This is a genomic window from Pseudomonas sp. GW822-FHT02D10 (assembly GCF_058802345.1).
This window is the reverse complement of sequence record NZ_JBXAOB010000003.1, coordinates 436,810-452,879: the sequence shown is the minus strand read 5'-3', so window position 1 is coordinate 452,879 and position 16,070 is coordinate 436,810. Positions and strand designations below refer to the sequence as shown.

Here is a 16,070-nt window from a genome sequence, read left to right as displayed (position 1 = left end):
GAAAGGCCTGACGGACGCTTAACCGGATAAGGTTGCCGACAGGCGTTGGGCCATTAACTGTTTACGGCTTATCCATGATCGGCGGCGAACGCCTGACCATGCGCTTGCCGATCACCCACTTTACGCGGTTGGATATTTTCGACAGAGGCCAGAGTGCGGTCATGAACAGGGCCGGGAGGGTGATTTCCTGCGGGCGCTGCTTGAGTTTACCGACGACATGTCGCGCGGCTTTGTTGGCTGGCCAGAGCTGTGGCATCGGGAAGTCGTTGTTCTCGGTCAGCGGGGTGTCGATGAATCCGGGGCTGATCACCGTGACTCCAATGCCTTCCGATGCCAGATCGATGCGCAAGGATTCGAACAGATAGCGCAGCCCGGCTTTCGAGGCACCAAAGGCTTCGGCCCGAGGCAGGGGCAGGTAAGTCACCGAACTGGCGAGACCCACCAGATGGGGCGCGATCCCTGCGCGCAGCAACGGCAACGCGGCTTCGATGCAATAGCTGCTGGCGAGCAGATTGGTGCGCACCACGTGTTCGATGATCGAGGCGTCGAACTGCTTGGCGTCGGCATACTCACAGGTGCCGGCGTTGAGGATCACGGTGTCCAGCGAGCCCCAGTCCTGTCGGATCTGCTCGCCGATCTCGCGCACAGTCTGGCTGTTGGTCAAATCGCCCGGCACCACCAGCACTTGCCCTGGATACCGCTGGGCCAGGACTTTCAATGGCGCAGCCGCGCGGGCACTGACTGCCAGATGCACGCCGGACTTCAACAGTTCTTCGGCCAGTGCAGCGCCAATGCCATTGCCGGCTCCCGTCAACCAATACCGCCGTGGAGTTGTATGACTCATCCCATTGTCCTTTTCAGTCATGTATCGCTCCGCAGCCAGATCCATTGCAGGGTGGTTTCCGTACAAGCATTTAAATGAGTCCGCGCTGAACCAGTGCCTGATGGGCCGACAACGGATCTTCAGCCAGGGACAAATCAGCGATTTCAGAGGTTTTTGCGGACAACTCGGCGTGGTGGATGCACACCGCGGGCCCGGCCATGAGTTTTGGGCAACTGACGTTGTTCAGAAGCTTCGGCAGTTGTTTGAGATTGATCGCTTTACTGGAATACAGCAGCACACCACGCGCTTGCAGATGCTCGACCGCCAGGGCCAATTCGCCGGCCGGCAGCGGCCAATCAAACACTTCCACAGGGCAATCGGCGCTGCTGATCAGCCAGGCGGTGAGCCACAGGTGCGGTTCCACGGGCAGGTCCGAGTGATTGATCAGTAGCAACGGCGTACTGCGCAACTGACGATTGTTGTGGTAGATCCGCGCGCCGAACTTGCTGCGCAACCAGGAGTAAAAGAATGCCCGCTCCATCTGCGCGCCAAACTGCCCTTGCCAGCGCTGCTCAAGTTCGGCCAGCAGCGGCATCAGCAGTTGCTCGCACAAGGTGCGTGGTGGATACAGCGACATGGCTTGATTGAGCGTGTCATCGAGCTGACGTTCGGCCAGCTGGCTGATCGTCTGTATCAGCTTCAAGCGCAGCACGTGCCAGTCATTTTCGACGGGCTCGCTCAATGCTTGTGGCGTGTCCAGCAGCTGTTTGATCTGGCTGACAGCTACGCCGCGATTCAGCCAGGTGAGGATGTCATGGATCCGTTGCACATGCTCGGCCGAGAACAGCCGGTGTCCCGTGGGCGTGCGCTGCGGCACGATCAGACCGTAGCGACGTTCCCAGGCGCGCAGGGTGACGGCGTTGATGCCGGTGATCCGGGCGACTTCGCGGATGGGTAGCCAACCGTCCTCCAGGGCCTGTTGATAGTCGGCACCGGGGTCGTCGTCATGGGGATGAGCGTCAGGTTTTGGTTTGCTCGCGCAGCGGCTGGGCATGGGCGCACCTCGGATCTATATCTGCACAGGCTGTTCACGCTGTACAACGCGGTTTGATCGTAGATCCAAAGGTGTACAAGTCAAATTTCTTGTATAGATTTTTGCTGGCGTCATCAGCCGCCTCGGCGAATAGATGCGCTTCACTGCAGGTGTGCGTGCAGGCGACGAGCCGCTTCCTGGCCGCTCATCCAGGCCCCTTCGACACGCCCGGACAGGCACCAGTCGCCACACACGTACAAGCCCAGGTCGGCGTCGGCCAATACGCCCCATTCATGGCTGCTGGACGGGCGCGCATAGAGCCAGCGATGGGCAAGACTGAAGATCGGCGCGGGCATGGAATCGTGCAGCAACTCGGCGAAGGCGCCGTGCAGTTGCTCGATCACCGCCTCTTTAGGCAGGTCGATATGTTGTCGGCTCCAACTGCTCGTGGCGTGCAATACCCAAGTGTCGAGGGTGGTGTCGCGCCCCGGTTTGCTACGGTTACGCGCCAGCCAGTCGAGCGGGCTGTCTTGTACAAAGCAGCCTTCCATTGGCGTATCCAGGGGTTTTTCGAAGGCCAGCGCAATGGCCCAGGTAGGGTCCATTTTCACCCCGGCGGCGACCCCCGCGAGTTTCGGTGTGGCGGCCAGCAGGGCAGTGGCCTGCGGCGCCGGCGTGGCGATGACGACATGGCTGAAGGGGCCGTGGGTGAAGCCTTCGGCATCCTGCAAATGCCAATGTTCTTCGCCACGATAGACCTCGGTAATCCGGCAAGCGAAATGCGCTTCCGTATCGCCGATCAGCGCGCGGGTGATGGCGCTCATGCGCGGGGTACCGACCCAGCGGGTCTGCTCGTCCGGCGATGGGCTGAGTATACCGCCGTGATAGTTGTAGAGCTGCGGTGTCCATTCAGCCACCCAGCCATTGGCTTGCCAGCGCTGGACTTCAATGACGAAACGGCGATCGCGGGCGGTGAAATATTGTGCGCCCATGTCCAGTGCGCCGGCGTCGCTGCGTTTGCTCGACATGCGACCGCCGCTGCCACGGCTTTTATCGAACAATTGAACGACGTACCCGGCCTCTTGCAGGGCTTGGGCTGCCGAAAGTCCGGCGATGCCGGTGCCGATGATTGCGATGGGTACAGTCATAGGGGCCTCGTTTACCTCTCTGTACAGGCTACGCTTCGGGTTAAACCTATACAATGTTGTTTGCTGGTATAACTTTCAGCGTTTTCGTTCTGACAGGTTGGCCTATTGTTAAACACAGAACCTGCCCGATCCGAAACATCCCTGCTTATAAAAATAGACTAGTGATTGGGGTAAAACGCCACGCGAGGAAGATGTCATGCACATATTGCTGACCGGCGGTACTGGTTTGATAGGACGTCAACTCTGCCGACACTGGTTGAGCCAGGGTCACAGCCTGACGGTGTGGAGTCGCAGGCCCAAAAAAGTGGCCAAATTATGCGGCACTCAGGTACGTGGTATTGGGCATCTGGAAGACATTGGCCAACAACCGGTGGACGCGGTGATCAATCTTGCGGGTGCACCGATTGCCGATCGTCTCTGGACTCATCGACGTAAGGCGCTGCTCTGGAACAGTCGGATCAAGCTCACCGAAACCCTGTTGGCGTGGCTTGAAAGCCGCGAGCAGAAACCGCAGGTGTTGATTTCAGGTTCAGCGCTCGGCTGGTATGGCGATGGCGGCGAGCGTGAATTGACTGAGGACTCGCCGCCGGTCAGCGAAGACTTTGCCAGCCAGCTGTGCATCGCCTGGGAGGAGACCGCACAGCGCGCCGAGGCGTTGGGGATTCGTGTGGTGCTGGTGCGTACCGGGTTGGTGCTGTCGGCAGAGGGCGGCTTTTTGTCGCGGTTGTTGTTGCCGTTCAAAGTGGGGCTGGGCGGGCCGATCGGCAATGGTCGGCAGTGGATGTCATGGATCCACATCAATGATCAAATCGGCCTGATTGATTTTCTTCTGCATCAGAAAGACGCCCGTGGTCCTTATAATGCGTGCGCGCCAAAACCGGTGCGCAATCGCGAGTTTGCCAAGACCTTCGCCAGCATTTTGCACCGCCCGGCGTTCATGCCGATGCCCGCTTTCGCGTTGCGGCTCGGTCTTGGCGAGTTGTCACTGTTGCTGCTGGGCGGCCAGCGGGCGACACCGGCGCGCTTGCTGGCGGCGGGTTTCACATTCCGCTTCACTGATTTGCGTGCGGCTCTGGACGATGTGTCCAGCCGCCTTTGAAATAGGACGTTGCATGACCGATCACGCGTTGCTCCTGGTCAATTTGGGTTCGCCCGCTTCCACACAAGTGGCGGACGTGCGCAGCTACCTCAATCAATTTCTGATGGACCCTTACGTCATTGACTTGCCGTGGCCGGTACGACGTTTGCTGGTCTCGTTGATTCTGATCAAGCGCCCTGAGCAATCGGCTCACGCCTATGCCTCGATCTGGTGGGAGGAGGGCTCGCCGCTGGTGGTGCTCAGTCGCCGCTTGCAGCAGGCGATGACCGCGCGGTGGACCCAGGGGCCGGTCGAGTTGGCCATGCGTTATGGCGAGCCGTCGATTGAGTCGGTGTTGACCCGCATGGCAGCTCAAGGGACTAAAAAAGTCACCCTCGCACCGCTTTATCCACAGTTCGCCGACAGCACCGTGACCACGGTGATTGAAGAAGCCAGGCGTGTGGTGCGCGAGAAGAAACTGGACGTGCAGTTCTCGATTCTTCAGCCGTTTTACGATCAGCCGGAATACCTAGACGCGCTGGTTGCCAGCGCCAAGCCGTACCTTGAACAGGATTACGATCACCTGCTGCTGAGCTTCCATGGATTGCCGGAGCGGCACCTGAAGAAACTCAACCCCGGCCATCGCTTTGAGGGTGGCGGCGATTGCTGTGCCGGCGCACCGCCGGAAGTGCTCGCGACCTGTTATCGCGGTCAGTGTCTGCGCACCGCCGCGGCGTTTGCCGAGCGCATGGGCTTGCCGGACGGTAAATGGTCGGTGTCGTTCCAGTCACGGCTGGGCCGCGCCAAATGGATCGAACCCTACACCGAAGCGCGCCTCGACGCGTTGGCCAAACAGGGCGTGAAGAAGATTCTGGTGATGTGCCCGGCGTTCGTGGCCGACTGTATCGAAACCCTGGAAGAGATCGGTGACCGTGGGCTCGAGCAGTTCCGCGAGGCGGGGGGCGAGGAGTTGGTGCTGGTACCGTGTCTCAACGATCACCCGCACTGGGCGCAGGCGTTGAACACCTTGTGCGAGCGAGCGCCGCTGGCGTTGTAAGCAAGATCAAAAGATCGCAGGCTGCGCCAGCTCCTACAGAAGACGCGTAGGAGCTGCCGAAGGCTGCGATCTTTAAAGCAGCGGCTCCTCCGCCTTCTTGTGCTTCCAGCTGTCATTGCCCGGCAGAATCAGGTTCAGCGCGATCGCTACGACAGCGCACAACGCGATGCCCTTGAGGCCGAAGTCCTGCGCGCCGGTACCGCTGCCGATCAGCATACCGCCAATCCCGAACACCAGCGTGACCGAGACAATCACCAGGTTGCGCGCTTCGCTCAGGTCGATCTTGTGGCGGATCATGGTGTTCATGCCCACTGCGGCAATCGACCCGAACAACAGGCAGAGAATCCCGCCCATGACCGGCACCGGAATGCTTTGCAGCAGCGCACCGAACTTGCCGATAAACGCCAGGCTGATGGCAAAGATCGCCGCCCAGGTCATGATTTTCGGGTTGTAGTTCTTGGTCAGCATCACCGCGCCCGTCACTTCGGCGTAGGTGGTGTTGGGTGGGCCGCCGAGCAGCCCGGCCGCGGTGGTTGCGATACCGTCGCCAAACAGTGTGCGGTGCAGGCCGGGCTTCTTCAGGTAATCACGTCCGGTCACGCTGCCGACCGCAATCACCCCGCCGATGTGCTCGATGGCCGGGGCCAGCGCCACCGGGACAATAAACAGAATCGCCTGCCAATTGAATTCCGGAGCGGTGAAGTGCGGCAACGCCAACCACGGCGCGGCAGCGATCTTTGCGGTGTCGACGACGCCGAAGAAGAACGCCATGCCAAACCCGACCAATACACCGGAGATGATCGGCACCAGACGGAAGATGCCTTTGCCGAACACCGCCACGATCAGCGTCGTCAGCAGCGCGGGCATGGAGATCATCATTGCCGTCTGGTAATGAATCAGCTCGGAACCGTCACCGGCCTTGCCCATCGCCATGTTCGCGGCAATCGGCGCCATCGCCAGGCCGATCGAGATGATCACCGGGCCAATCACCACCGGTGGCAGCAAGCGGTCGATGAAACCGGTGCCCTTGATCTTTACGGCCACGCCGAGAAAGGTATAAACGAAACCGGCCGCCATCACCCCGCCCATGGTCGCCGCGAGGCCGAACTGGCCCTTGGCGAGAATGATCGGGGTGATAAAGGCAAAACTCGACGCCAGGAACACCGGCACTTGCCGCCCGGTGACCACCTGGAACAGCAGGGTACCGAGGCCCGCCGTGAACAGCGCAACGTTCGGGTCGAGGCCGGTAATCAGCGGCATCAACACCAACGCGCCAAACGCCACGAACAGCATCTGCGCGCCAGACAACACCGTGCGCCAGAGCGGGTCGTTGAACTCATCCTGCATGCTCACGCGTCCTTCTGCTTGGTGCCGAAGATCTTGTCGCCGGCATCGCCCAGGCCCGGGATGATGTAACCGTGTTCGTTCAGTCTCTGATCAATGGACGCGGTGTAGATGATCACGTCCGGGTGAGCCTTCTCGACAGCGGCGATGCCTTCAGGGGCGGCCACCAGGACCATCGCGCGGATGTCCTTGCAACCGGCCTTCTTCAGCAGGTCAATGGTGGCGACCATGGAACCGCCGGTGGCGAGCATCGGGTCGATGATCATCGCCAGACGTTCGTCGATTTCCGGAACCAGTTTTTCCAGATACGTGTGCGCTTCGAGGGTTTCCTCGTTGCGGGCCACGCCCACGGCGCTGACTTTGGCGCCCGGGATCAGGCTGAGCACGCCTTCAAGCATGCCGATGCCGGCGCGCAGGATCGGCACCACGGTAATTTTCTTGCCGGCGATCTTCTCGACCGAAACCGTGCCGCACCAGCCTTCGATATCGTAGGTTTCAAGCGGCAGGTCTTTGGTGGCCTCGTAGGTCAGCAGGGCACCGACTTCCTGAGCGAGCTCGCGGAAATTCTTCGTGCTAATGTCGGCGCGGCGCATCAGGCCAAGTTTGTGTCGGATCAGCGGATGGCGGATCTCACGGATGGGCATAGGGAAAGGCTCCGGCGGCGGGCAAAAAAACCGGCCTAGATTAATCTATCCGGGGGTGTTGTCCTATAGACATACAGTACGTTAGTCCAGAAACGCTTGATCTGACCCGGCGGGATGCGTACCTTTGCTCGCTTTTCCGAATCCGCCACCCCCTTGGAGAGCACCATGTCCGCTGATCTCGAGCATATCCGTCAAATCATGCGAGAGGCTGACTGCCTGTACACCGAAGCTGAAGTCGAGGCGGCCATCGCCCGCGTCGGTGCGCAAATCAACGAACAACTGGCTGACAGCAATCCGGTGGTGTTCTGCGTGATGAACGGCGGCCTGATTTTCTCCGGCAAGCTGCTCACCTATCTGAATTTCCCGCTGGAAGCGTCCTACCTGCACGCTACCCGCTATCGCAACGAAACCAGCGGCGGCGACCTGTTCTGGAAAGCCAAGCCGGAAGTCTCGTTCATCGACCGTGATGTGCTGATCATCGACGACATCCTCGACGAAGGTCACACCCTGGGCGCGATCATCGACTTCTGCAAACACGCCGGTGCCCGCGCCGTGCACACCGCCGTACTGATCGACAAGGACCACGACCGCAAGGCTCGTCCGGACCTGAAAGCCGATTTCGTCGGTCTGCCGTGCATCGACCGCTACATCTTCGGTTACGGCATGGACTACAAAGGCTACTGGCGCAACGCCGCCGGGATCTACGCCGTCAAAGGAATGTAAAACATGGCGACGCCGAGCTTTCTTGATCAAGCACTGTTTACCGAGCTGGCCGAGAAGGCTGCGGCCAATCCTCGTGGTCGGCAGCATCACAACTTCCACCAGATGGAAGAACCCTGCCACCGCATTGCGATAGGGTTGCAACCGTCGACCTACATTCCGCCACATCGGCATTTGAGCGGCGACAAGGCTGAAACCCTGCTGGTCCTCCAGGGCCGAATCGGTGTGCTGGTATTCGACGAAGCAGGTCAGGTCACTACCCAGCGGATCCTGCAGGCCGGTGGTGAGGCGGTGGGTGTCGACCTGCCGGCAAAGGTTTACCACAGCCTGGTAGTGCTTGAAGCAGACAGCGTGATATTCGAATGCAAGGCCGGGCCTTATCGTCCGGTAGGCGAGGGCGAACATGCGCATTGGGCACCCCGCGAAGGTGAGCCCGGCGTGGCCGACTATCTCGCCTGGATGCGCGCGCAGTTCGATTGACGGTGTACAGCGGGCATCAGCCCGCTTGATTCAGTTCCTCACGGGTATTCACCCCATCGACCAGACGCAAAATCCCCAGCGGATTGGCATTCTTCAGGGCGTCCGGCAGTAATCCGTCCGGACAGTTCTGATAACACACCGGCCGCAGGAACCGCTCGATCGCCAGGCTGCCGACCGAGGTGCCACGGGCATCCGACGTCGCTGGATAGGGTCCGCCGTGGACCATCGCATCGCACACTTCGACACCGGTCGGATAACCGTTGAGCAACAGGCGCCCGGCTTTCTGCTCAAGGATCGGTATCAGTTGCGCGCACAGCTCAAGGTCTGCCGGCTCGGCGATCAGTGTGGCGGTCAATTGCCCGTGCAAGGCCTGCAGCGCCAACCTGAGTTCTTGCTCGTCGGCCACTTCCAGCACGATGCTGGCCGGGCCGAACACTTCTTCTTGCAACACCTCATCCCCTTCAAGCAACAAGCTGACGTCGGCTTTGAACAGCTGCGGCTGCACCTGATTGCCCGGTGCGTGGCCGCCGCTCAAACGCGTCACCCGTGGATGCTCCAGCAAGCGCTGCACGCCGCCTTCATAGCTACGCCGGGTACCGCTGTTGAGCAGGGTCTGGGGTGGTTTTTCGTTCATTTGCGCGGTGAGTTGTTCGATGAAGGCGCTGAACGCCGCCGAGCGCAGGCCGATGATCAAACCCGGATTGGTGCAGAACTGGCCGCCACCCAGGACGATCGAGGCGCCCAGTTCGCTGGCGATGGTATGGCTGCGAACTTCAAGGGCGACGGGAAGCACTAGCACCGGGTTGATGCTCGACATTTCGGCGAACACCGGGATCGGCTGCGGCCGGGCGGCGGCCATGTCGCACAGGGCCCGGCCACCGTTGAGCGAACCGGTGAACCCTACCGCCTGGATCGCCGGGTGTTTGACCAGCGCCTCGCCAACACCCGCGCCATAAATCATGTTGAACACACCCTCGGGCATACCGCTGCGTTGCGCTGCGCGAATGATCGCTGCCGCCACCCGTTCGGCGGTTGCCATGTGCCCACTGTAGGCCTTGAACACCACCGGGCAACCGGCGGCCAGGGCGGCGGCGGTGTCGCCGCCGGCGGTGGAAAACGCCAGCGGAAAGTTGCTCGCACCGAACACCGCCACCGGGCCCAGACCGATACGCCATTGGCGCAAGTCGGGCCGTGGCAACGGTTGGCGCTCAGGCAAGGCACGGTCGATCCGTGCGCCGAGGCAGTCGCCTTGACGCAACACCCGGGCGAACAGCCGCAACTGGCCGCTGGTTCGCCCCCGTTCGCCTTGAATCCGCGCAGCGGGCAGGGCCGTTTCGCGACAGACGACGGCGATGAAGTCGTCGCCGAGGGCGTCTATTTCTTCGGCGATGGTCTCGAGAAAACCGGCGCGGACGCTGGCCGGCAGGTTGCGGTAGATCGGGTAGGCCCTGGCGGCGAAGTGTGCGGCGTTGTCGATTTCCTCCGCATTGGCCTGGCTGAAGCCATAGGGCAGCGGTTCACCGCTGTGGGCGTCGACGCTGTGCAGGAGCTGATCGCCTGCTGCGCTGCGGCCGAAGCCGATAAAGTTGTGGCCGATAATGGCTGACATAAAAAATGCTCGGCATGGCCGCGCTCGGTGCCGAGCGCGGCAGTGGGGAAGGGCGGTTACAGACCGACGTCCGGCAAGGTCGGGCGGTTGGCGAGCGCAGCCTTGACCAGCGCCTCGACCTCATTGCGTTCGTGGTCAAGCAGACCCAGGCGAGGTGGGCGGGTCAGCGCCGTGCCACGGCCCATCAGTTCTTCACAGAGCTTGATGCACTGCACCAGATCCGGGCGGGCATCGAGGTGCAGCAGTGGCATGAACCATTCGTAGATCGGCATCGCTTCCTTGAAGCGACCGTCGCGGGCCAGACGGAACAGCGTCTCGCCTTCTTTCGGGAAGGCGTTGGACATCCCCGAAACCCAGCCCACCGCGCCGACGGCAATGCTTTCGAGCACCACGTCATCGAGCCCGGCGAACAGCACAAAGCGGTCGCCGACTTCATTGCGCACATCGATGAAGCGCCGGGTATCGCCTGAGGAATCCTTGAAGCAGACGACGTTGTCGCAGTCGGCCAGGGAAATCAGGATGTCCGGGGTGACATCGTTTTTGTAGATCGGTGGATTGTTGTAGACCATCACTGGCAGATCGATGCTGGCGGCGACGCTGCGAAAATGCGCGGCGGTCTCGAAGGGTTTCGAGGAGTAGACCAGCGCCGGCATCAACATGATGCCGTCGGCGCCGACGCGCTGGATTTCCTTGGCGACCTTGCTGGCGTTGGCACTGGTGAATTCGGCGACACCGGAAATCACCGGCACCCGACCTGCCGCGGCGTCCTTGGCGACTTCCACCAGGCTGATCTTTTCTTCGGTGCTCAGCGAGGTGTTCTCGCCAACGGTGCCGCAGATCACCAGCCCCGAAACACCGTCGCGTACCAACCCGCTGATGACCTTGTGCGTGCCTTCGTAGTCGATGGAAAAGTCCGGGTTGAACTGGGTAGTGACCGCTGGGAAAACGCCGCTCCAGTTAACGTGCTTGCTCATGTTGCCTCCGATGATGACTTTTTAGTATTTCGTATACGTTTAAGTTGAGCACTGAAAGTGCCGTGGGGTTCAAAGGGTTTTGCCAGGTACGTTGCTTCAGATAGCCAGTTCGACGGGCCAGGTGTCGGACAGTCGATAACCGCCCGGCCAAGGATCGCTTGGGTCGAGCAGATGCTGGTGGGTGCCGGTGATCCAGGCGCGCCCGGACAGGCAAGGGATAATGGCCGGGCGGCCGGCGATTTCGCTGGTGCTGTCGATCCGGCAATGAAACTCGGAACCGATGATCGAGCGTCCGATGAACACTTCGCCCACCGCCAGTTGGCCTTTGGCGTGCAGCACCGCCATGCGCGCCGAACAACCGGTGCCACAGGGTGAACGATCGATCTTGCCGGGGCGGATCACCACCGCGTTGGCAGCACTGGCCACGCCGTTGGCGCGGTCGAGCGGTGCGGCAATCTGGCAGAACGAGATATGGTCCCAGTCCGGGTTCAGCGGGTGCACGAAGCCCAATTGTTCGTTGGCTGCCTGAGTGATCTTCAGGCCGGTAGCCACCAGGTCCGCGGCTTCATCGGCAGTCAACGAGAACCCCAGACGCTGGGCGTCGACGATCGCGAAGCTGTCGCCGCCATAGGCGGTATCGACGGGCAGCGAACCGAGGCCTTCGACTTCGATCCACGCATCGAGCTTGTCGGCAAACGACACCACGTTCCGCACCTCGACCCGCTCGGCCTTGCCGTTACGGCATTGGGCGGTCACCTCGATCAAGCCGCCGGGAGCTTCGAGCACCAGCCGGGTCAGCGGTTCGGTCATCGGCAAAATGCCGCTGTCGAGCAGCACCGTGGCCACGCACAGCGAGTTGGAGCCGGACATCGGCGGTGTGTCCGCCGGTTCCATGATGATCCACGCCATGTCAGCGAGCGGGTTCTTGGCTGGCACCAAGAGATTGACGTGACGAAAGACCCCGCCGCGTGGCTCGTTAAGGACGAAGTTGCGCAGGGTCTGGTCCTCGGCAATCCAGCGCGCCTGCTCCCACAGGGTCGCACCGGGTGGTGGCGCGACACCGCCGACGATAACGTCACCGACTTCACCTTCGGCATGGCAACTCACCACATGAATGATCTTGCTCGAACGCATGATTGTCTCCTGGGGCCTGACTGTGGGTTACAACACCGATTTCAGGAAGTCGGCGGTTTCCGCGCGTTGCGGTTGGCCGATCACCTGGTCCGGTGAACCGATTTCGTGGATCTTGCCGTCGCGAAAGAACGCCACCCGATCCGACACATCCCGGGCGAAGCGGATTTCGTGGGTCACCAGCACCATGGTCATGCCTTCCTCGGCGAGCAGGCGCATGGTGTCCAGCACTTCGCCCACCAATTGCGGGTCGAGGGCCGAAGTAGCTTCGTCGAACAACATGTAGTCCGGCGACATGGCCAGTGCCCGGGCAATCGCCATGCGCTGTTGCTGACCGCCAGAGAGCTTGCTCGGAAACACCTTGAGCTTGTCGCCGAGGCCCACGTGGGTTAGCTGGCGCACGGCGATTTCTTCCGCCTCCTGACGGCTTTTACCGAGCACCTTGCGCGGGGCGAGCATGACGTTTTCCATCACCGTGAGGTGCGGGAAGGCGTTCCATTGCTGGAAGACGATGCCGATTTTCTGCCGCAACTTGTTCAGGTCAGTGCCGCTGGCATGCACCGGCGTGCCGTCGACGCGGATCTGCCCGCCCTGAATGGCTTCCAGGCCGTTGATGCACATCAGCAAGGTTGATTTGCCCGAGCCCGAACCGCCGATGATCGACAGCACTTCGCCCTTGTTCACGGTCAGGTCGACACCCTTGACCACTTCCAGGTTGCCGAAGGATTTACGAACGTTCTCGATCTCAATCATTTTCCTGCCACCTCTGTTCGAGCCGCGCGCCCAGACGAGCGATCACCAGGCTCATGACGTAGTAGATAAGGCCGGCCAGGGCCAGGACGAACAACGGTTCCTGGAGCCGGGTGACGATGGTTTGCGAGGCGCGCAGCAGTTCGACGATGCCGATCCAGAGCACCAGCGAGGTGTCCTTCATGACGGCCAGCGTCAGGTTGATCCAGCCCGGAAACGCCACCCGCGTGGCCATCGGCAGGACAATGTGCAGCAAGTCCTGGCGGTGACTCAGGCCCAGCGAGCGGGCGGCCCGCCGCGTGCTCAACGGCACCGACAACACGCCACCACGGACGATTTCTGCACAGTAGGCGGTGGAGTAGGCGCCGAGGATCACGCAGGCCACGGTAAACGCGCTCCAGTTCAGGCTGACGATCGACTTGAACGAGTTGAGCAGCACGAACTGAATCAACAGCGGCACGCTGCGAAACACGTCCAGCACCCAGGCCAGCGGCAGACTCACACGCGGCAGCAAGGCCCGAGTCAGGCCACACGCGACACCCAGCAACGTGCCGATCAACATCGCCCAGAACGTCAGCAACAGCGTGGTGCCGGCGCCTTGCAGCAGGTAGAAGAAGTCGCCCGAGGTAAAACTTGAGGTGTACATGCAGACCTCCTAGTACCGGAACAAACGCCAGGCCAGCAGGCGGGCGATCACCACCACCAGCTTGGCCAGGACGAAGTAGAGAACGGCGGCGATGGCGAAGAACTCGAAGGTGCGAAAGGTCTTCACGTTCAGTGCCTGGGTCACGCCGGTCAGGTCACTGGTCAGCCCGACCACCACGCCCAGAGATGTCATCAGCAAGGCCCAGACCATTTGATTGGTCAGCGGGTAAAACACCACGCGCAACAATTGCGGCAGGACCACCAGCCGATAAGCCTTCGGCGCGCTCATGCCCAGCGAGCGGGCGGCGCGCAGTTGGGTTTCCGGCACGGCGTTGAGGCCGCCGCGAAAGGTCTCGGCCAGGTAGCCGGCGTTGTTAAAGGTGATGCCGATCAGCAACGCCAGCCATGAGCCCATGTGAATGCCAAAGGCGCCGAGGCCGAAGTACAGGATGTACACCTGAAACAGGGCCGGCGTGTTGCGGGCGATCGACACCCAGCTGGCGGCCATCGCCCGGAACAGGCGCTTGTCGGACAGTTGGCCGAGGGCCAGGAACATTGCGATCAGCGTGCCGGCGAGCATCGACAGCACCGCGATCTCCAGAGTGATCCGGGCCCCGTCGAGCATGTCCGGCAACGCCTGGAAGGCGGCGCGCCAATGGAAGGTGTAGTCGAACATCAAAGGAGTTCCTTGGTTTTCAACTGATGGAATCCAGCGGGGGCAGCCGTGGCAGTTGGCGCTGTGCCCACTGCCACGAGCGCAGGCTTAGCGGTACACGCCGCTGGCCGTCAGCTGTGGCGCCGTGCCGCCAACCCACTGCGCGAACAACTCCTGATACCGCCCGGAGCGCACCTGATGGTTGACGAACAGGTTGAGGTAGTTGATCAAGCCGAACTCATTGCGTTTGGCACCCAGGGACACGTAATCGATGTCATAAGGCGCGGTGCCGGCGACGCTGAGGTTTTTGTACTTGCCGGATTTGATCAGTGACGAGGCGACCGTCGAGGTCACGGTCGTCGCGTCGATTTGCCCTTGGCTCAGGGCCAGTACCGCGTCAGCCAGCGACTGGTAGGCATGGAAAGCGCCCTTGGCGTCGCCCCATTTTTTCACGTCGTTTTCCAGCGCGATGGCTTCAAACGTGCCGGCCGGGCCGCCCACCGAATGGCCCTTGAGGTCGGCGTAACCCTTGATCCCGGCATCGCTGCGGGTCAACACCACCATCTGAAAGGCGAAGTAAGGAATGGTCATGCCCACGGTCTTGGCCCGCTCCAGGGTGTCGGAGGTGGAGGCGACGATCACGTCAGCGCGGCCGGAAACCAGTGCCGGAATTCGGTCCGGGAACGGGGTCTCAACAATCTCGGCTTTGACCCCAAGGGTTTTTGCCAGGTCGTTGCAGTAGTCGACATCGAAGCCGGCCGGGGTGTTCTTCTCATCGCGAAACCCCATGGGCGGAAAGTCCAGAGTGACCGCGCAACGCAAGCTGCCGGACTCAATGATGTCGTCGAGTTTGTCGGCCTGGGCCTGGGCGATGAACGCGCTACTCAGCAGGGCGGTGATGAAGACGGCGGATGCAGGATTTTTCATAAGGGGCCTCGTTGTCGGATGGTGTCGAGCGTTGGGCAGTTCTTATCAAATGGGTATTTAGAATTTCGTATACGATATTTGATATGCACTGGATGTGCCAAAAATCTGGAGTTCACATCGCGTTCAACGGGTGACGGGCTGCGAGGCCCGAAACAGAGGGCAACAGCCAACGGTGCAAAAACCGGCCAAGGAAATGCGCGGCGAGACGAACGCTTCGAAGGCGGGCGCCGTGTCACAAAAGGGAGCAGGGTTTGGCGGGGTGCTCAGTAACGGGTAACAGTCAGCGATGATTATCGCGGTACTGCGAAGGAGAAACGCCGGTGAGTGCCTTGAACTGACGGCTGAAGGCGCTGTGGTCGGTGTAACCGCAGCGCAAGGCGATCTCGGTGATCGGCAGCTCGCCCGACAGCAGCTGCGTGGCAGCGCCCAGACGTGCCTTGTGAATCATCTGCCGTGGGGTCAGCTGGAAGATCCGTTTGCACAAGCGCTCCAGTTGCGCCACGGAGAAACCGCTGAGCGCAGTCAGCTCACTCAGCGCGATGTGTTGCGCATAGTGTTCGCGGATATGCCCGTCGACCGCTGCGAGTTTTTCATAGGCCGGATGACTGGACTGGGGCGCGAGCAGGTCGTAGGAAATCCCCGCCATGCCGATAATGGCACCCTGTGCATCGCGCAGCGCCAGTTTGTGAGTCAGGCACCAGCCAGGTTCGCGACCCGGGTAAAGGTGCAATTCAAGCTGATCGTTCAACGGGCTGCCGTCACTCAGCACCCGCAGGTCCTGCTCGGTGTAATGCGGGCCGAAGTGCGAGGGAAACACCTGCTCAGCCGTTTTGCCGAGGAGTGTGTTGGGGGCTTTGGCGCCACAGCGTTGGGCCAGGGTCTGATTGATCAGCACGTAGCGGGCAGCGGTGTCCTTGATGAAGAACACCACACCGGGCATGGCGTCGAGCAGCGCAGAGATCAGTTGCAAACTGCCCAGCAGCTCGGGCAGGTCGCGGGGGCAGGGCAGTGGCAAAGGGAACGTCATCAGGTGGCGATCCGCTGGGAAGAGG

17 protein-coding genes are annotated in these 16,070 nt (G+C 61.3%); 4 read left to right on the top strand and 13 right to left on the bottom strand.

What is annotated here, in order from left to right:
- Positions 1 to 61: 61 nt before the first annotated feature.
- The 3 genes from AC1RPZ_RS07730 to AC1RPZ_RS07720 all read right to left on the bottom strand — a co-directional run bounded on the left by AC1RPZ_RS07730 (position 62) and on the right by AC1RPZ_RS07720 (position 3,004).
- The gene (locus tag AC1RPZ_RS07730; protein ID WP_493136383.1) at positions 62 to 844 is read right to left on the bottom strand and encodes an SDR family NAD(P)-dependent oxidoreductase; all 783 of its coding nucleotides are present in this window, start codon (positions 842 to 844) and stop codon (positions 62 to 64) included.
- A gap of 70 nt (positions 845 to 914) precedes the next feature.
- The gene (locus AC1RPZ_RS07725; protein ID WP_493136382.1) at positions 915 to 1,877 is read right to left on the bottom strand and encodes a MerR family transcriptional regulator; all 963 of its coding nucleotides are present in this window, start codon (positions 1,875 to 1,877) and stop codon (positions 915 to 917) included.
- 140 nt (positions 1,878 to 2,017) lie between these two features.
- On the bottom strand, positions 2,018 to 3,004 hold the full coding sequence (locus AC1RPZ_RS07720) for an NAD(P)/FAD-dependent oxidoreductase (protein WP_493136381.1): 987 nt from the start codon (positions 3,002 to 3,004) through the stop codon (positions 2,018 to 2,020).
- A 196-nt stretch (positions 3,005 to 3,200) separates the two neighbouring features.
- Between AC1RPZ_RS07720 and AC1RPZ_RS07715 the strand changes: the two genes are divergently transcribed.
- The gene (locus AC1RPZ_RS07715) at positions 3,201 to 4,103 is read left to right on the top strand and encodes a TIGR01777 family oxidoreductase (protein ID WP_493136379.1); all 903 of its coding nucleotides are present in this window, start codon (positions 3,201 to 3,203) and stop codon (positions 4,101 to 4,103) included.
- Positions 4,104 to 4,116: 13 nt separating this feature from the next.
- Positions 4,117 to 5,139 carry a ferrochelatase gene (gene hemH, locus AC1RPZ_RS07710; protein WP_493136377.1) on the top strand — a complete coding sequence of 341 codons (1,023 nt, stop codon included), beginning with the start codon at positions 4,117 to 4,119 and terminating at the stop codon, positions 5,137 to 5,139.
- Positions 5,140 to 5,211: 72 nt separating this feature from the next.
- Here the strand turns inward: hemH and AC1RPZ_RS07705 are convergent, their stop codons facing one another.
- The gene (locus AC1RPZ_RS07705) at positions 5,212 to 6,486 is read right to left on the bottom strand and encodes a uracil-xanthine permease family protein (RefSeq protein ID WP_493136375.1); all 1,275 of its coding nucleotides are present in this window, start codon (positions 6,484 to 6,486) and stop codon (positions 5,212 to 5,214) included.
- Positions 6,487 to 6,488: 2 nt separating this feature from the next.
- Positions 6,489 to 7,127 carry a uracil phosphoribosyltransferase gene (gene upp / locus AC1RPZ_RS07700; RefSeq protein ID WP_493136373.1) on the bottom strand — a complete coding sequence of 213 codons (639 nt, stop codon included), beginning with the start codon at positions 7,125 to 7,127 and terminating at the stop codon, positions 6,489 to 6,491.
- 165 nt (positions 7,128 to 7,292) lie between these two features.
- On the opposite strand from upp, the gene AC1RPZ_RS07695 reads away from it, so the two are divergent.
- Together AC1RPZ_RS07695 and AC1RPZ_RS07690 are read left to right on the top strand one after the other, a co-directional pair.
- Entirely contained in the window at positions 7,293 to 7,850 is a 558-nt protein-coding gene (locus AC1RPZ_RS07695) for a hypoxanthine-guanine phosphoribosyltransferase (RefSeq protein WP_493136372.1), read from the top strand.
- 3 nt (positions 7,851 to 7,853) lie between these two features.
- Entirely contained in the window at positions 7,854 to 8,327 is a 474-nt protein-coding gene (locus AC1RPZ_RS07690) for a WbuC family cupin fold metalloprotein (RefSeq protein WP_493136370.1), read from the top strand.
- A 16-nt stretch (positions 8,328 to 8,343) separates the two neighbouring features.
- Here the strand turns inward: AC1RPZ_RS07690 and AC1RPZ_RS07685 are convergent, their stop codons facing one another.
- The 8 genes from AC1RPZ_RS07685 to AC1RPZ_RS07650 all read right to left on the bottom strand — a co-directional run bounded on the left by AC1RPZ_RS07685 (position 8,344) and on the right by AC1RPZ_RS07650 (position 16,045).
- Positions 8,344 to 9,936 carry an aldehyde dehydrogenase (NADP(+)) gene (locus AC1RPZ_RS07685; protein WP_493136368.1) on the bottom strand — a complete coding sequence of 531 codons (1,593 nt, stop codon included), beginning with the start codon at positions 9,934 to 9,936 and terminating at the stop codon, positions 8,344 to 8,346.
- A gap of 56 nt (positions 9,937 to 9,992) precedes the next feature.
- Entirely contained in the window at positions 9,993 to 10,910 is a 918-nt protein-coding gene (locus tag AC1RPZ_RS07680; RefSeq protein ID WP_071553357.1) for a dihydrodipicolinate synthase family protein, read from the bottom strand.
- A 96-nt stretch (positions 10,911 to 11,006) separates the two neighbouring features.
- On the bottom strand, positions 11,007 to 12,044 hold the full coding sequence (locus tag AC1RPZ_RS07675; RefSeq protein ID WP_493136367.1) for a trans-3-hydroxy-L-proline dehydratase: 1,038 nt from the start codon (positions 12,042 to 12,044) through the stop codon (positions 11,007 to 11,009).
- 27 nt (positions 12,045 to 12,071) lie between these two features.
- A complete protein-coding gene (locus tag AC1RPZ_RS07670; protein ID WP_103318455.1) occupies positions 12,072 to 12,794 on the bottom strand; it encodes an amino acid ABC transporter ATP-binding protein in 723 nt (240 codons plus the stop codon).
- On the bottom strand, positions 12,787 to 13,437 hold the full coding sequence (locus AC1RPZ_RS07665) for an amino acid ABC transporter permease (protein ID WP_493136365.1): 651 nt from the start codon (positions 13,435 to 13,437) through the stop codon (positions 12,787 to 12,789). The genes AC1RPZ_RS07670 and AC1RPZ_RS07665 overlap by 8 nt, the downstream gene beginning before the upstream one ends.
- Before the next feature lie 9 nt (positions 13,438 to 13,446).
- Positions 13,447 to 14,112 (bottom strand): amino acid ABC transporter permease, encoded by a 666-nt coding sequence (locus AC1RPZ_RS07660; protein WP_493136363.1) that lies wholly within the window; start codon positions 14,110 to 14,112, stop codon positions 13,447 to 13,449.
- Positions 14,113 to 14,199: 87 nt separating this feature from the next.
- Positions 14,200 to 15,018 carry an ABC transporter substrate-binding protein gene (locus AC1RPZ_RS07655; protein WP_493136362.1) on the bottom strand — a complete coding sequence of 273 codons (819 nt, stop codon included), beginning with the start codon at positions 15,016 to 15,018 and terminating at the stop codon, positions 14,200 to 14,202.
- Positions 15,019 to 15,298: 280 nt separating this feature from the next.
- Complete coding sequence (locus AC1RPZ_RS07650) at positions 15,299 to 16,045, bottom strand: AraC family transcriptional regulator (RefSeq protein ID WP_493136360.1); 747 nt, start codon at positions 16,043 to 16,045, stop codon at positions 15,299 to 15,301.
- Between the last annotated feature and the right edge of the window lie 25 nt (positions 16,046 to 16,070).

Bases quoted from the DNA above. Each gene is read 5' to 3' on its own strand.
- AC1RPZ_RS07730 (WP_493136383.1), bottom strand. From the start codon at position 844: ATGAGTCATACAACTCCACGGCGGTATTGGTTGACGGGAGCCGGCAAT.
- AC1RPZ_RS07725 (WP_493136382.1), bottom strand. From the start codon at position 1,877: ATGCCCAGCCGCTGCGCGAGCAAACCAAAACCTGACGCTCATCCCCAT.
- AC1RPZ_RS07720 (WP_493136381.1), bottom strand. From the start codon at position 3,004: ATGACTGTACCCATCGCAATCATCGGCACCGGCATCGCCGGACTTTCG.
- AC1RPZ_RS07715 (WP_493136379.1), top strand. From the start codon at position 3,201: ATGCACATATTGCTGACCGGCGGTACTGGTTTGATAGGACGTCAACTC.
- hemH (WP_493136377.1), top strand. From the start codon at position 4,117: ATGACCGATCACGCGTTGCTCCTGGTCAATTTGGGTTCGCCCGCTTCC.
- AC1RPZ_RS07705 (WP_493136375.1), bottom strand. From the start codon at position 6,486: ATGCAGGATGAGTTCAACGACCCGCTCTGGCGCACGGTGTTGTCTGGC.
- upp (WP_493136373.1), bottom strand. From the start codon at position 7,127: ATGCCCATCCGTGAGATCCGCCATCCGCTGATCCGACACAAACTTGGC.
- AC1RPZ_RS07695 (WP_493136372.1), top strand. From the start codon at position 7,293: ATGTCCGCTGATCTCGAGCATATCCGTCAAATCATGCGAGAGGCTGAC.
- AC1RPZ_RS07690 (WP_493136370.1), top strand. From the start codon at position 7,854: ATGGCGACGCCGAGCTTTCTTGATCAAGCACTGTTTACCGAGCTGGCC.
- AC1RPZ_RS07685 (WP_493136368.1), bottom strand. From the start codon at position 9,936: ATGTCAGCCATTATCGGCCACAACTTTATCGGCTTCGGCCGCAGCGCA.
- AC1RPZ_RS07680 (WP_071553357.1), bottom strand. From the start codon at position 10,910: ATGAGCAAGCACGTTAACTGGAGCGGCGTTTTCCCAGCGGTCACTACC.
- AC1RPZ_RS07675 (WP_493136367.1), bottom strand. From the start codon at position 12,044: ATGCGTTCGAGCAAGATCATTCATGTGGTGAGTTGCCATGCCGAAGGT.
- AC1RPZ_RS07670 (WP_103318455.1), bottom strand. From the start codon at position 12,794: ATGATTGAGATCGAGAACGTTCGTAAATCCTTCGGCAACCTGGAAGTG.
- AC1RPZ_RS07665 (WP_493136365.1), bottom strand. From the start codon at position 13,437: ATGTACACCTCAAGTTTTACCTCGGGCGACTTCTTCTACCTGCTGCAA.
- AC1RPZ_RS07660 (WP_493136363.1), bottom strand. From the start codon at position 14,112: ATGTTCGACTACACCTTCCATTGGCGCGCCGCCTTCCAGGCGTTGCCG.
- AC1RPZ_RS07655 (WP_493136362.1), bottom strand. From the start codon at position 15,018: ATGAAAAATCCTGCATCCGCCGTCTTCATCACCGCCCTGCTGAGTAGC.
- AC1RPZ_RS07650 (WP_493136360.1), bottom strand. From the start codon at position 16,045: ATGACGTTCCCTTTGCCACTGCCCTGCCCCCGCGACCTGCCCGAGCTG.